Raw genomic sequence first — 14,807 nt, 5'->3', positions numbered from 1 at the left:
AGGTGTTTTTTTACTTATCCCAATTCATTGAATAGATCCATCATTTGGCTGTTCGTGATTGGTTTGCTGAAATAATAGCCTTGTCCTTCATGACATTTTTGATTGACAAGGTATTTTAGTTGATCCTCACTTTCGATTCCTTCAGCGATTACTCGGAAATTCAAGTTTTTCCCCATATTGATAATTGTATTCGCAATAATTTCCCCGTCTCTGTCAAGGTCATCAATGAATGACTTATCAATTTTAAGTGTATCAATCGGCAGCTGTTTTAAGTAGCTTAATGAGGAATACCCCGTTCCGAAATCGTCAATGGAAACTTTAACGCCTAAATCTTTCAGTTCATTAATTGTTTTGGAAGAGTTCTCTATATCGAGAATGGTTCCTTCTGTTATTTCAATTTCCAAATAAGATGCATCCAGCATCGTTTCATTTAAAATTTCTTTCAAATCAAGAATGAAATTTCGGTCTTTGAATTGAATAGGGGATACATTTACACAGATTCGCTGCATTAATTTCCCTTTTTCCTGCCAGGATTTCATTTGGCTGCATACGGTAGCCATAATCCATTTTCCAACGGGAATTATTAAGCTATTTGCCTCTAAAACAGGGATGAATTCACTTGGTCCGACGAATCCCAATTTGCGATTATTCCAGCGGAGCAGTGCTTCAGCACCAACTATCTTATTGTTTTTCAGATTAACGATTGGTTGATAAACAACCGTAAATTCGTTTCTAAGAAGCGCTTGTTTAATTTCTAGATCTATTTGATAATTTCTTTCAAGCACAATGTTTTGATGAGCTGTATTGAAGCAGTACTGATTCCCGCCCTGCCTTTTTGCATGATACATGGCGGTGTCGGCATTTTTAATTAATTTATCCACGAAATCCACTCTTGAACCTTCAGTAGGAACAACAGCTCTACTTATACCTATACTTGCTGTAGTAAATAGTTGCGTTTCGCCAACTTGGTAAGGCAAACTTAGCTGCTTCAATATATTATCAGCAATCTGCTCAATTGCCTTTTCACAATCATTATTTCTTAATATGATAATGAATTCATCGCCACCTTGTCGAGAAATGAAGTCTGATTCACGTAGGCAAGCTCTTAAGCGATCTGCAACAGCTGTGAGGACGACATCTCCTGTAGCATGTCCAAAGTTATCATTAATTGATTTAAATCGGTCCAAGTCAAGAAACATTGCTGTTGCGGTTTCATTTGGTTCTTTTTGTTGGTTATCAACCCATTTACTGAATTGATTTCTGTTTGGCAGTTTCGTTAGCGGGTCTGTGTATGCCATTACTTCGATATAAGCTTCATATTTTTTTCGTGTCGTAATATTATAACGGATTGCAATATACTGGTATGGTTTACCATCCGCATTCAAGAATGGGACAATGGTTGTATCCACCCAATAATAATCGCCATCTTTAGCTTTATTTTTAATTTCACCACGCCACACATTGCCAGTACCTATCGTTTTCCACATGTCTTTAAAGAAAGACTTTGGATGGAATCCGGAGTTGACGATGCTTTGGTTGCTTCCAATTAGCTCTTCAAGAGTATATTTTGAGATTTCGCAAAATTTATCATTTGCATGCTGAATAATCCCTTTACTGTTCGTTATTGCAACAATAGATGACGCATCCAGGGCAAATTCGATATCCTTCAGTTTTTGATGTGCCTCGTCTAACTTAGTTGTATAGTTCATTGGATTTACCTCTCTCACATACATACGGCCTGCTTCTATTATACTAGATTTCTATTATACTATTTGTGACAAATATCGCAATATAATACAAAATTTTATACTAAATAAACGAACGCCCTGTCGATGCCGGAAAATAGTAGGGGCAGCTGGAAAACCATAAGTTTCTCAGCTGCCCTTACTATATAATGTTTAGTTATTGATCTTCTCAGGTTCTGGATAGTCGTATCCCTTTGTGTCTACTTCCATGGTCTTCATTGTTTGATCTTCCAGCGGTTTATCTGATGCGTCTCGTTCCCCGGCAACAATGGCATCGACGACATCCATTCCTTCTGTAACTTGTCCAAAAGCAGCATATTCTCCATCAAGATGTGGGGAATCCTCTGCCATAATAAAGAATTGGGACCCAGCTGAATCGGGCTGATTGGATCTTGCCATAGAAAGCACACCACGTTCATGTACGAGTTCATTTTCAAAGCCATTCGAACTGAATTCACCCGGGATGGAATAACCAGGTCCACCAGTGCCATCTCCACTCGGGTCTCCACCTTGAATCATAAATCCTGGGATCACCCGATGAAAATTCAATCCATCATAATAGCCATCTTTTATTAAGGAAATAAAGTTAGCTACTGTATTTGGAGCAATGTCCGGATACAGCTCTATAATGATTTTCTCATCATTTTCCATTGTTATCGTGACAGTTGGATTTTCTTCTACTTCCGGGTATGCTGTTTCCTCACCAGATTGTTCACCGGAATCGTCTGCTGTCTCATTTTCGGACTGATTTCCGCAAGCTGCTAAAAATAAACAGAATAGTATCGATGCGAAAATAAGTACACCTTGTTTTGTCCTTCTCATCATAAACCTCCTCATTTGTCAGTGAATGAATATATTATAGCATGTAAACGATTACTGTTAACAAATGAAAAAGCCCCGGATGATTCCGGGCCTTTTAATTGATATACTTCTTTTTTTACGCATAATGACCACCAATCTTCTTACTCCGATCCAATGTAACGCCTGCATCGGTATAGCTCGAGGCACGGAGAATTGCAGTGGATCCATATTTATCACGAATCGCATCCATGACATAGCCGATATCGTTTTTCTTTGTGCGGTCCTCAAATAAATCAAGCTGGGTTTCACCTTTTTCCACTAATTTAGTCAGGGTGACATATACATGCCGTATGTTGCTTTTTCCATCATAAAATTCGTTGAATAATTCCATACATACATGATAGACGTCCATTGTCACGTTTGTAGGGATTTCAATGGATTTGGAACGGGAAAATCCGCCACCGGTTTCTTTCGAATAGGAAATGCCAAGATGAATGGTTCTACCTGTTTTATGTGCTGTTCGAGCTCTGCGGCATACTTCTTCACAAAGATCGAGAATACAATAGGCAACTTCATCTTCCGTGTAGTCACGAAGCAGAGCAATTCCATGGCCATAACCTTTTTGCTCCTGCTTTGTGAAGTTACCAAAAACAGGGCTTAAATCAATCCCCCATGCATGCCAATATAATTGTTCTCCCATAACTCCGTACCGCTTTTTCAAATGTTCTAGATTATAATTTGCAAGCTGGCCGAGGGTAACAATTCCCATGCGGTTCAGATTGCGTTTCATTCTTCCGCCGATGCCCCAGATGTCTTCGATGGGAAACGGCCACAGTTTTTCCTCCACATCTTCATAAGTGCACTCGGCAATCCCAACCTTTTTGGCATGCAGATCCATCACGACTTTTGCCAGAAATTTATTATCACCAATCCCGACCGAAGAAGTAATCCCAAAGTTTTCTAAAATATCGTTTTTGATTTTATTTGCAACTTCAAAGCGGTTTCCAAAAAGTTTCTGAAGACCATTTACCGTTACCCATACTTCATCAACGGAGTATTGATGGATTGCTTCCTTAGGTACATATTGATTGATAAGTTTCGTTATTTCCACGGAAACATGAAGATAATCTGCCATATGGGCGGGGACGATATGGATATCCGGGTCGTCCGGCAATTCGAAAAAACGACTGACATTGCTAATCCCATACTTTTGTTTTAATTGCGGAGAGGCTGCAAGTACAATACTCCCTGACCTGTTTGGATCGCCTACTACTGCCAGCATGGTTTTCATAGGATCCAGGCCTAGCTTTACTGCCTCCACACTTGCGTAAAATGAACGCATGTCGATACAAAGTACATCATTACGAGGATAAGAAGAATAATTCAAATCAAGACACCACCTAATAAGAACGTTTGTTCCTATTATATGCAGTTTTGTAGGAAACATCAATTGGAAATTTATTGTAAAGCTTAATTGAATAATTAATGGCATTAGAATTATTCGGATTCAGCGTTAGGTTTGGACAAGTTATTTTATTTAGCAAGTAAGAAAGTATAAACTTTCTTACTTGCATAAGTGCAACTAAGGCATTCGCCGAAAAGGCTTGACGGATGCCAAATTTTTCCAAAAACAAAAAGGATGCCAGTGCATCCTTTAAAAATTCCGCTTATAGAGGAGGAAAGAAGTTTAGATAAAAGGTGACATATTAATAGGATTTTCCAAAAGATGTTCCAACAATAATTAAAAGGATGAATAAAACGACTATCAAAGCAAAGCCTTTGCCGCTATCACCATAACCGCTCATAAATTTTCACCTCCTGTATTCGTATACACACAGTATATGGACTTTCTTGAGATTAGGAAGGGCATTAAAACTAGATGTGAAAAAATATAATAAAGACTTATTCTATAAAATAATTAAGCTAATAAAGGGTTTTTATAACCAATGTAGAATTATGTAATGGCGTACTAATTCTTAACCGTCAGGCAAAAGGAAGGAGTTTAAATGATGAAACAAAAGATAAAATATTACATAGAGAATGATGAAAAACTAAAAGGTGGATTAATTGGAATTAGTATTCGGGCAGCAACTACTGGAGAAGTATTGTATGAATATAATAGTGACATTCGTCTCCATCCAGCTTCTAATATGAAGCTTTTAACTGGTGTAGCGGCACTTAATGTGCTCGGTGGTGACTATAGATTCACTACGGAAATTAGAATGGATGGGGATATAAACGGCAATACGCTTGAAGGGAATCTTTATCTCATTGGAAAAGGGGATCCAACGTTACAACTGAAAGATTTTGAAGCATTTTCAGAAAAACTAAAAGCAAAGGGTATCGAAAGAATCACAGGTAACATTGTTGGAGATGATACTTGGTATGATGACGTTCGACTTTCCCGTGATTTAGTGTGGAAGGACGAACAGTATTATTATGGAGCGCAGGTTTCTGCTTTGACGGCATCACCGAATGATGATTATGATACAGGTTCTGTCATGATCGAAGTGAGTCCTGCAAAGGTCGGAGAAAAGCCATCGCTTCTTATATTGCCTAGCACAGATTACATAACAATCCGAAACGAAGCTGTAACGATTAATGATGTTAAGGATGAACTGGTTATCGAACGTGAACATGGAGGTAATCTGATAACAATTAAAGGCAACATTTCCCTTCACTCAGAACCAGTTAAGGAATGGATGGCGATATGGGGAGCAACTGAATATGCCATGAAGCTATTTGCACAATCTTTGGAAAAACAGGGGATTACTTGGAACGGATTCATCAAACAAGGTCAGGCTTCAGAACATGCAAAATTACTTTTATCACGCAGTTCTGTGCCGCTTGCTGAGTTGATGGTTCCATTCATGAAGTTAAGCAATAATGGGATCGGTGAGATTTTAGTTAAGGAAATGGGTAAAAAAAGGTATGGAGAGGGGAGCTGGGAAAAAGGACTAGACGTATTGAAAAACGAAATGAACCAATTTGGGATGAAAATGAAAAGTATAATGATCAAAGACGGCTCCGGAATATCCCATAGCAATTTGATTCCGGCTAATGAAATTTCACATCTCTTATATGAAGTGCAAAAAAGCGTCTGGTTCCCAGTATTCTTGCATGCACTCCCAATCGCGGGAGCAGAAGATCGAATGGTTGGCGGCACACTAAGGGATCGGATGAAAGGTCTTACAGTAAAAGCGAAGACAGGAACCATCGAAGGTGTGAGCACGTTATCAGGGTACATGGAAACGAAAGATGGAGAAGAGTTGATTATTTCTCTCATGGTAAATAATCTGCTCGATGAAGATGCGGGGAAAGTGATTGAGGACGAAATTTTAGAAATTGTAGCGACGAAAGGTTATTAGTCCCTTTAAATAGTATTGCCGCAAGATTCCCATATTTATACCACAATTAAATGTTAAGGTAAATATAGTGAAGTGACACAATGTCAGCAAAATCTTTGACAAGTGACACGGCGTCTCTTATTATGTAATTATAAATATATGACATCATGTCACTTCATGAGAGGTTGGAGGAAGAACATTGCCGAAACAAACATTTTTTAACCTTCCTGTCCATAAAAAAAAAACATTAATGGAAGCAGCTGAAAAAGAATTTGCAAGAGTACCATTATCTCAAGCATCTATTGCTAATATTATTAAATCAGCTGAAATTCCAAGAGGAAGTTTTTATCAGTATTTTGAAAACAAAGAGGATCTCTATTACTTTTTATTGGGTGAAGAGACAAAAGAGAGAAAAAATAATTTTATTTCCTTATTAAAAAAGCATAATGGAGATATTATTGAAGCGACAATTGAAATGTACTATGACTTTCTTGTACAAATGCCGGATGAGGAAGAACATAAATTTCTAAAAAATGCAATGTTAAATGTGACACATAAAGTTGAAAATACCTTTACGGATGTATTCGATATTGAACATGGCGCGGATGATCTAAGTGAAATGAAGAAACTGGTTAATAAGGACCATTTAAATATTAAAGAAGACAAAGATATATTTCATATTATGCAAATTATTACAGCGGTAGCTTTTCGCAATTTCGTTGAAAAGTTCTCTAAGGAATTATCCGATGAGGAAGCTATTGAAAACTTTAATATTGAGATGAATCTATTAAAACAAGGACTTTACAAATGAGAATGAATTTTAAAATGAACCAAAAAAATTTCAAGTTAAAAATATGAAACGAAGGAGTAGGATATATGATTGCTACAATATATGGAGCAGCATGTTCATCAACAAGGAAGGCAAGGCAATGGTTTGCAAAGAATGAGATTCCTTATGTAGAACGGAATATTCTAAGAGATCCATTAACTGTAAGTGAACTTCAGGGGATTCTTCGTATGACAGTCGAGGGGACAGACGAAATTATTTCTACCCGATCAAAGATATATAAAGATCTTAATTTGAATTTCGACGATCTTCCATTACAGGATTTGCTTGAAACCATTCATAAATATCCAAGATTACTTAGAAGTCCAATTATTATTGATGAAAAGAGACTTCAAGTTGGGTATCACGAGGACGATATACGTCAATTTCTCCCAAGAAAAACACGTGAATATCAATGGCTAAAATGGCGATTAAATAACCTTAGATTGGTTGAAGGCTAATTAATCGTACTAATACAAACACAAAATATAATAGTGACGCTGAAGCAAAAAGCGGAAAATGCAGTATGCTGGAAACAGCAAATTATTTAGGTGGAAGATTGCCTGAGGCTGCTGAAGTTTAATAGAAAAAGCCCTGACTTGGAGTCGGGGCTTTTTTACGTAGTTCGGGTTTAATACGATATTAAGAAACTGTAACTCCGGAATCTGCTTCTTTTTCAGCAACTTTAAGTGCTTGGTCAAAATCTGCAATTAAATCATCAACATTCTCAAGACCTACAGAGAACCGAAGCAGCCCATCTGTGATTCCACGCAATTCGCGTTCTTCCTTAGGCATTGCAGCATGAGACATTGTCGCCGGATACGATAAAATTGATTCGACTGCACCAAGACTTACAGCAAAAACTGGAATTCGGACATGATCGACGAATGCTTTGGCAGCAGCCTTATTTGGTAATTTGAAAGAAAGAACGGCTCCGCTACTTGTCGATTGCTCTTTATGCAGTTCGTATCCAGGATGTGTTGGAAGACCTGGATAATAGACTTCTTCAATAAAGGAATGCGCATTTAAGTATTCAGCAATACGTCCGGCAGAATTACTGGATTGATTCAACCTAGCACCCAGTGTCTTAATCCCTTGAAGTAATAGATATGAATCCTGTGCACCAAGAATCGAACCAAAGGAATTTTGGATGAACGCTAATTTGTCACCGAGTTCTTGATTTCTTGTGACTGCTAGACCAGCAATGACATCACTGTGTCCGGAAAGGAATTTAGTCGCACTGTGCAACACGATATCTGCACCAAGGTCAAGTGGATTCTGATAAAGTGGTGTCATAAATGTATTATCAACAAATGTCAGACAGTTATTTGCTTTGGCAATTTTTATTAACCCTGGTAAATCAGTAATGTTCATACAAGGATTGGAAGGGGTCTCCGCATAGATCACTTTTGTATTCGGCTTGATTGCACTTGATACTTCATCAAGATCCGTTAAATCCACAAACGTATGATCGATATTAAATCGTTTTAAAACTTCTGATACAAATCGGAAAGTTCCACCATACACATCTTTTGTCACTACTACATGATCGCCAGCAGATAAGAGTAATAGTGCAGACGAGATGGCAGCCATCCCAGATGCGAATGCCAAGCCATGGGTTCCACCTTCGAGTTCAGCGATTTTTTCCTCGAGCGCCTGGCGGGTTGGGTTTCCAGATCTGCTGTAATCGAAGGCTCCAAATTCTTCAAAACTATTTTGGTGGAAAGTGGAAGAAAGATAGATAGGAACATTCACCGCCCCTGTCTGTGTTTCTCCTCTTTGTGCGCCATGAATTAATTTTGTTTCTAAATGATTATTATGTTGACTCATTATTAACATCCTCCTATTCCAAAATTGATAGTGCTTGCTGTAAGTCAGCTTTTAAATCTTCCACATTCTCAATACCAACGGAAAAACGTAGTAGTTCGTTGCTGATACCCCGTCTTAATCGCTCTTCTTCTGGCATATCTGCATGAGTTTGGGTGGTTGGATACGTAATAAAACTTTCGACACCACCAAGACTTTCGGCAAAAACAATCAATTGCAGCTTCGATAAGAAAGAATCGACATATTTACTCTTCTTTAGGCAAAATGAAAGCATGCCACCTTTATTGGGATAAAGAACTTTTGTAACAGCGGGGTGTTCTTTTAGATACTTAGCAATGGTTCTAGCATTTTCCTCATGTCTATCCATTCGGAGGGACAATGTTTTTAATCCCCGAATTAGCAACCAGGAATCAAATGGGGAGAGAACAGCACCATTAGCATTATGATTCAAAGATAATTTAGCACAAATCTCTTCACCTTTAGCTACGACTAACCCTGCTAAAACATCATTGTGACCACCAATATATTTTGTGGCACTGTGAATGACAATATCAGCACCGAGACTGATTGGCTGCTGCAAGTATGGCGTTAAAAATGTATTGTCCACAATTAATAGTAGACTATGTTGCTTTGCCAACGCTGCATACAGGCTTATATTTATTTCCTGCATCGATGGATTTGTTGGTGTTTCGATAAATATTGCTTTCGTATTGGGTGTTATTAGTTGCTTTGTCTTTTCAACATCGTCAAATGTATCATAGGTGGTTTTAATATTATAAATATCCGCATATTGTTCCAGCATACGGTATGTTCCACCATATAAGTCCTCGGGTGCAATTAAATGGTCACCAGACCGGAAAAGGGAGAGGACCAATTGGATAGCTGCCATTCCGGAGCTACAGGCGAAACCTGTATCACCAGCTTCTAATTCAGCGATCCCAGCTTCCAAAATGTTACGAGTAGGATTTTTTGTTCGCGTATAGTCATAGCCAGTGGATTGTCCAAGTCCCTTATGCTGATAAGCTGTTGATAAATAAATGGGTGGATTGATTGCTCCGGTTTTCTCATCGCTTTTATTTCCTAATTGAGCTAATTTGGTTTCAATACTTCTGATTGACATTTTTCAACCTCCAAATGTAAATAAGAGCCTTCTTCAACTAAGAAGAAGGCTCTAATATGTATGCATTCTTCTCATCTTCTAGGCATAAACATAAAACGCCTACTGGAATTAGCACCATAACCTGCATGGTTTGGTTGCTGAGACATCAAAGGGCCAGTCCCTCCGTCTCTCTTGATAAGAGATTAAACTAATTTATGTAATTTTTCTAAATAATACTTTCACCTTACAATATAAAATTAAAAAAAGCAAGAAGAATATAATATTTCATCTGAATATATTGCATATGCGGAAAGTTAAAGGAAAGGAGTAAGCACTTTTATGATGCTACATGAATACCTAATAAAGAGGGTGGTTTATAGCCTATAGACTTACCAGATATTCAATTAATTCAAAGGAAGTGACTCTATTGTTTTATCATGTAAAAGAATTGCAATACCACGCAAAGCCGGAACGTCCAGATCCCGTATTTGCTCGGAAACTGCAAGAAGTACTCGGAGGTCAATGGGGTGAGATGTCGGTAGCCATGCAATATTTATTCCAGGGCTGGAACACGCGCGGCGATGGAAAATATAAAGATTTGTTGATGGATACCGGGGCAGAAGAACTTGCCCATGTGGAAATGCTTGCAACGATGATTGCAAGACTCTTGGACGGTGCTCCTGACATGGAATTGGAAGATGCTGCAAAGGATCCAATGGTGGCAGCAATTCTAGGAGGAATGAATCCGCAACATGCAATTGTATCCGGATTAGGAGCTATGCCGGCAGACAGTATGGGAAATCGCTGGACAGCAAATTACATTATTGCAAGTGGAAACCTGCTTGCGGATTTTCGAATGAACCTGACTGCTGAATCACAAGGGCGTCTTCAGGTTGCACGTCTGTATGAAATGACAAATGACCGTGGTGTTAAAGATATGCTTTCCTGGTTACTTGCAAGAGATACCATGCATCAAAATCAATGGTATGCCGCAATCAGAGAACTGGAAGAAAAAGAAAATATCGTTGTACCGAGTACGTTCCCAAGGGAATTAGAAAAGCAGGAAGTAGCCTACACATTATTCAACTTTTCTATGGGGAATGAAAGTGCTGCTGGAAGATGGGCACACGGCCCAAGTATGGATGGGTGTGGAACGTTTAATTATGTTGAGGACCCAGTTCCGTTGGCACCAGCACCGAAACTTTCGCCAGCCCCACCGTACATTTTTAATACACCATTATGGGCATTGAGAAAGTCCGACGATTTGCCGGAACCGGATATGAAATAACATACAGAATGAGACTGGGACAAAAGTGTTTTAACCAAAGTAAAATCCGAACATAGTTGGTGTATATACCGCTACGGAAATACACTACGCTTTCCGCGGGCGCTGCTGAGCCTACTCCGAGCTATCGCTCTACGTAGTCTCACCTAGGCTTTTCATCCCGCAGGAGTCTCCGTGTATTTCCTTCGCTATTATGGCGAAATGTTCGGCTTTGAGTTAAACACTTTAGTTATGTCCCAGGCTCATTTTCATTTTACCCCCAACACTGCTTGGTCTGAATAGACAACTGAAAAAATTCACCATACAATGAATATATACCCCCATAAAAATCGACTGTTTAGGAATTATTTAAATTGTGTGTATTAAAACGTTGGAAAGTTCAGGAAGTAAATAAAGAGCAATTTAGAATAGAAGAAAGGAACGGTTACATATGAAATTAAGTGTACTGGATCAAGCACCTGTTACAAGTGGAAATACAGCTGTGGATGCATTGAGAAAAGCAGAAGAATTATCTATCTTGGCAGATGATTTAGGCTATCACCGATTGTGGATGGCAGAGCACCATGGGACAGAAACTCATGTTAGCTCAGCGCCAGAAGTAACGATTGCTCGTTTGGCTGCCAAAACAAAAAATATTCGCATCGGAACTGGTGGCATTATGATGATGCATTATTCTCCTTTAAAACTAGCCGAGGTGTTCAAAACACTTAGCGCCTTTTCTCCAGGGCGGATTGATTTTGGCGTCGGTCGTGCTCCTGGTGGGGATAGGGATGCGATATATGCGTTATCCGAAGGGCGTCAGCCGATGTTAAACAATATGTATGAAAAATTTGAGACAACATTAAAATTAATCAATGATGAAGTACCTGGAGATAGCTTGTACAATATGGTAGCAACACCATCTCAAATAACTTTGCCCGAAGCATGGATGCTGGGATCAAGCGGTAATAGTGCTTTAAAAACTGCACAAATGGGTGTTGGCTATTCTTTTGCACAATTTTTTAATGGGGAGATGTCAAAAGAGATTTTAGATACATACAAGCATCATTTTCAGCCATCCGTATTTATGGAGAAACCCAAAATTAATGTTGCATACATGGTTACAACTGCTGAAACAAAAGAAGAAGCGGAATTTGAGGCGCTACCACAAGATATTTCCCGTTTATGGCTTTCGAAAGGGCGAATGGGTCAAACGTTAACACCTGAAGCAGCCCAAGATTACCCGCTGACTGAAATAGATCGAATGACCATCCAAAAAGATCGTAAATTGCATTTAGTAGGATCAGCTAAAGAAGTCGCAACACAATTACAAAAAGAACAAGCACAATACGGATTTGATGAAGCAATGATTTGCAGTATCCCACACTCACAGGAAAAACGTTTGGAAGTTTATCGCTTATTGGCACGGGAGCTTTTCTAAATAGGAAAAAGAATTGGCTTAGATCAATTCTTTTTTTCGTCTGCGCAATGTTTATTCACACAGTGTTCCTTTGTGGCCTTAGTAAGAAATATAGGAAAATGCTATTTCAAAAACACACGCCATCGTTTATAATGAAATAAACGAACGTGTGTTTTTATTTGGAGGTTAACTTATGAAATTAATTTTAGCTGAAAAACCATCCGTTGCAAAAAACATTGCAGACGCATTAAAAATTAAAACGAAAAAAGACGGCTATTTTGAAGGAAACGGCCATATTATTACATGGGCTTTCGGTCATCTCGTTGAACTTTATGATGCCAAGGATTATGACAGTAAGATGAAAAGCTGGAAAATGGATAACTTTCCTTTTATCCCATCTGATTTTAAATATAAAGTGAAGAGCAGTCCGCAAAACAGAGCAAAATCTGATGCTGGAGCAGCCAAACAGCTCAAAACAATTCAATCATTAATGAAGCGATCAGATGTAGAAGCAATTATTTCCGCATGTGATTATGATCGGGAAGGTCAGTTAATCGGAGACAGTATTATTTACCGTGGTGGTGTGAAGCCAAAAGCTGCAGTTTATCGTCTTTTGTTAAATGAATGGACGCAAAATGAAGTTTTACATGGTTTGGAAACAATAAAACTAAATACTGCTATGAAGTCGCTTCGGGATGCTGGGATTAGCAGACAGTGGGCCGACTGGGTGATTGGCATTAATTTAACATCTGTAGCAACCTTAAAGTATCAAAAAGGAAAAGGGAAAGCATTAAATATTGGCAGGGTCTTATTACCCACGCTCAAAATAATCTATGATCGTGATAAAGAAATTGAAAATTTTAAGCCGGAAGATTATTTTAAGCTGAAAGCAACATTTCAGACACTGAATAATAAAGAATATGAAGGCACATATATGGAAGACAAAGAGGAAAAATTTAAGAAAAGGGAAACTTTGAACGCGATTCATGATGCTATTCAAAATAAGCAAGCTGAAATCATTGATAAACAGGTGGAGAAAAAGAAAGAGTTTCCGCCATTCTTATTCAACCTTTCTAATCTTCAAGGGTATATCACGAATAAATTCAGAGGCTGGACATCGGATAAAGTATTGAAAGTGGCCCAAGCGCTTTATGAAAAAAAATATATTACATATCCAAGAACATCCAGTATGGCCTTGGAAGAAAGCATTGTTGGTAAAACAGCTACTGTATTAAAGACGCATTCCGAAGATTTGCCATATAGGAACGAAATAAAGTTTATGAAATCAAAGAGAGTCTTTAATAATGCAAAAGTGGAAAGCCATAGTGCCATTATTCCAACGTACTTAAAGCCAAAACGACTTTCCGCTGATGAAAATATTGTTTATACAGCAATTAAAAACCGTTTTATCATGCAATTTATGCCAATTGCTGAATATGAAGAAACGAAGCTGATCACGAAAATCGAAGGGCAGGATTTGCGAGGAGTTTTTGTATCCAAAGGAAAGGTGCAGCTTGTAGAAGGTTGGAAAAAAGTCGAGAAGATCCAGTCCAAGGATACCTTATTACCATTGGTTGAAGAGAAAGACCGTGTTCGTTTAATAGATTCCGAGGTGACTTCTCATGTTACCAAGCCACCAAAACACCATACAGAGCGAACATTACTGCGCGTAATGGAAACATGTGGAAAAAACTTCAAAGAAGAAGATGACAGTGAAGAATTAATGGGAAGCATTTTAACAGGATTTAGTATAGGAACACCTGCAACAAGGGCAGAAACAATCAAGAAACTAAAAGACGTAGGTTATATTACTACAGAAAGTAAAAATCTGCTATGCTCTGATCTTGGCAAGCGACTTGTTGAAACTTTCCCTGTACATGATTTGTTTGACCTGGAATTTACCGGGCGACTGGAGAAAGCATTGTCGGATATTCAAAAAGGAAAAGCAAGCAAAAAGGAATTCCTTGATCTTGTTTTTCATTTTACGAATAATTCAGTAGAAACGATTAAAAATGGGGAAGCAATTATTATTAAAGAAGTGAGCTCATCCAGAGCTACGAATGAAGTGTTAGGGATTTGCCCAAAATGTGATGGGAAAATAACAGACGGATATAAAAGCTTTGGTTGCAGTAATTGGAAAAAGGGCTGTAAATTTGTCATTTGGAAAAATGATAAGTTTTTAGCAACAATGAAAAAGAAACCAACCAAAACAATGGTTAAGGATCTGCTGAAAAATAATAAAGCCTATGTAAGGGGACTAACAAGCAAAAACGGGAAAAAATTTAATGCTTATTTAAGCTATGAAAAGAATGCAGAAAATGACTATTACAGTTGGAAAATGGATTTCTCAAAATAACAAAGTGGTATGAGCGCATGGAATATTTTTTCAAGCTTTTAGTTGCCAAATGGTGTATACTAAGAAGTAGAGGTAGCATAATTCAATAAACGGATATCTTGAAGAATTATATTTACGATGCT

General features: G+C 38.2%; 12 protein-coding genes and 1 riboswitch. Of the genes, 6 read left to right on the top strand and 6 right to left on the bottom strand.

Annotated features, from left to right (window positions below; all coding sequences use genetic code 11):
• Positions 1 to 14 precede the first annotated feature (14 nt).
• From ACFOUV_RS10950 to ACFOUV_RS10935, 4 genes are all read right to left on the bottom strand, one after another.
• Positions 15 to 1,709 carry a sensor domain-containing protein gene (locus tag ACFOUV_RS10950; protein WP_379496811.1) on the bottom strand — a complete coding sequence of 565 codons (1,695 nt, stop codon included), beginning with the start codon at positions 1,707 to 1,709 and terminating at the stop codon, positions 15 to 17.
• A gap of 189 nt (positions 1,710 to 1,898) precedes the next feature.
• Complete coding sequence (locus ACFOUV_RS10945; protein ID WP_379496810.1) at positions 1,899 to 2,570, bottom strand: peptidylprolyl isomerase; 672 nt, start codon at positions 2,568 to 2,570, stop codon at positions 1,899 to 1,901.
• A gap of 112 nt (positions 2,571 to 2,682) precedes the next feature.
• Positions 2,683 to 3,933 (bottom strand): DNA polymerase IV, encoded by a 1,251-nt coding sequence (locus ACFOUV_RS10940; RefSeq protein WP_379496809.1) that lies wholly within the window; start codon positions 3,931 to 3,933, stop codon positions 2,683 to 2,685.
• A gap of 319 nt (positions 3,934 to 4,252) precedes the next feature.
• Positions 4,253 to 4,351 (bottom strand): YjcZ family sporulation protein, encoded by a 99-nt coding sequence (locus ACFOUV_RS10935; RefSeq protein ID WP_379496808.1) that lies wholly within the window; start codon positions 4,349 to 4,351, stop codon positions 4,253 to 4,255.
• 201 nt (positions 4,352 to 4,552) lie between these two features.
• Between ACFOUV_RS10935 and dacB the strand changes: the two genes are divergently transcribed.
• The 3 genes from dacB (at position 4,553) to spx (ending at position 7,180) form a co-directional block, all read left to right on the top strand.
• Positions 4,553 to 5,914, top strand: coding sequence for a D-alanyl-D-alanine carboxypeptidase/D-alanyl-D-alanine endopeptidase (gene dacB, locus ACFOUV_RS10930; RefSeq protein WP_379496807.1), 1,362 nt, complete (start codon positions 4,553 to 4,555; stop codon positions 5,912 to 5,914).
• A 178-nt stretch (positions 5,915 to 6,092) separates the two neighbouring features.
• Entirely contained in the window at positions 6,093 to 6,704 is a 612-nt protein-coding gene (locus tag ACFOUV_RS10925) for a TetR/AcrR family transcriptional regulator (RefSeq protein WP_379496806.1), read from the top strand.
• Positions 6,705 to 6,769: 65 nt separating this feature from the next.
• Positions 6,770 to 7,180 (top strand): transcriptional regulator Spx, encoded by a 411-nt coding sequence (spx, locus tag ACFOUV_RS10920; RefSeq protein WP_379496805.1) that lies wholly within the window; start codon positions 6,770 to 6,772, stop codon positions 7,178 to 7,180.
• A 181-nt stretch (positions 7,181 to 7,361) separates the two neighbouring features.
• Here the strand turns inward: spx and metC are convergent, their stop codons facing one another.
• Entirely contained in the window at positions 7,362 to 8,549 is a 1,188-nt protein-coding gene (gene metC, locus ACFOUV_RS10915) for a cystathionine beta-lyase (RefSeq protein ID WP_379496804.1), read from the bottom strand.
• A 13-nt stretch (positions 8,550 to 8,562) separates the two neighbouring features.
• Positions 8,563 to 9,666, bottom strand: coding sequence for a methionine biosynthesis PLP-dependent protein (locus ACFOUV_RS10910; protein ID WP_379496803.1), 1,104 nt, complete (start codon positions 9,664 to 9,666; stop codon positions 8,563 to 8,565).
• Between the two features lie 68 nt (positions 9,667 to 9,734).
• Positions 9,735 to 9,847, bottom strand: a riboswitch (SAM riboswitch).
• A 225-nt stretch (positions 9,848 to 10,072) separates the two neighbouring features.
• Between ACFOUV_RS10910 and ACFOUV_RS10905 the strand changes: the two genes are divergently transcribed.
• The 3 genes from ACFOUV_RS10905 (at position 10,073) to ACFOUV_RS10895 (ending at position 14,685) form a co-directional block, all read left to right on the top strand.
• Positions 10,073 to 10,933, top strand: a complete 861-nt coding sequence (locus tag ACFOUV_RS10905; protein ID WP_379496802.1) for a manganese catalase family protein — start codon at positions 10,073 to 10,075, stop codon at positions 10,931 to 10,933.
• A 427-nt stretch (positions 10,934 to 11,360) separates the two neighbouring features.
• Positions 11,361 to 12,350, top strand: a complete 990-nt coding sequence (locus ACFOUV_RS10900; RefSeq protein ID WP_379496801.1) for an LLM class flavin-dependent oxidoreductase — start codon at positions 11,361 to 11,363, stop codon at positions 12,348 to 12,350.
• Between the two features lie 172 nt (positions 12,351 to 12,522).
• The gene (locus tag ACFOUV_RS10895) at positions 12,523 to 14,685 is read left to right on the top strand and encodes a type IA DNA topoisomerase (protein ID WP_379496800.1); all 2,163 of its coding nucleotides are present in this window, start codon (positions 12,523 to 12,525) and stop codon (positions 14,683 to 14,685) included.
• Positions 14,686 to 14,807: the final 122 nt, after the last annotated feature.

The organism is Oceanobacillus longus, from assembly GCF_042650085.1.
GTDB classification, from domain to species: Bacteria; Bacillota; Bacilli; order Bacillales; family Amphibacillaceae; genus Oceanobacillus; species Oceanobacillus longus.
Note: the sequence above shows the minus strand (reverse complement) of the source record. Positions and strands in the feature narration are given on the sequence as shown.

Coding starts and splice junctions, on each gene's coding strand:
- ACFOUV_RS10950 (WP_379496811.1), bottom strand. CDS start 1,709: ATGAACTATACAACTAAGTTAGACGAGGCACATCAAAAACTGAAGGAT.
- ACFOUV_RS10945 (WP_379496810.1), bottom strand. CDS start 2,570: ATGATGAGAAGGACAAAACAAGGTGTACTTATTTTCGCATCGATACTA.
- ACFOUV_RS10935 (WP_379496808.1), bottom strand. CDS start 4,351: ATGAGCGGTTATGGTGATAGCGGCAAAGGCTTTGCTTTGATAGTCGTT.
- dacB (WP_379496807.1), top strand. CDS start 4,553: ATGATGAAACAAAAGATAAAATATTACATAGAGAATGATGAAAAACTA.
- spx (WP_379496805.1), top strand. CDS start 6,770: ATGATTGCTACAATATATGGAGCAGCATGTTCATCAACAAGGAAGGCA.
- metC (WP_379496804.1), bottom strand. CDS start 8,549: ATGAGTCAACATAATAATCATTTAGAAACAAAATTAATTCATGGCGCA.
- ACFOUV_RS10910 (WP_379496803.1), bottom strand. CDS start 9,666: ATGTCAATCAGAAGTATTGAAACCAAATTAGCTCAATTAGGAAATAAA.
- ACFOUV_RS10900 (WP_379496801.1), top strand. CDS start 11,361: ATGAAATTAAGTGTACTGGATCAAGCACCTGTTACAAGTGGAAATACA.
- ACFOUV_RS10895 (WP_379496800.1), top strand. CDS start 12,523: ATGAAATTAATTTTAGCTGAAAAACCATCCGTTGCAAAAAACATTGCA.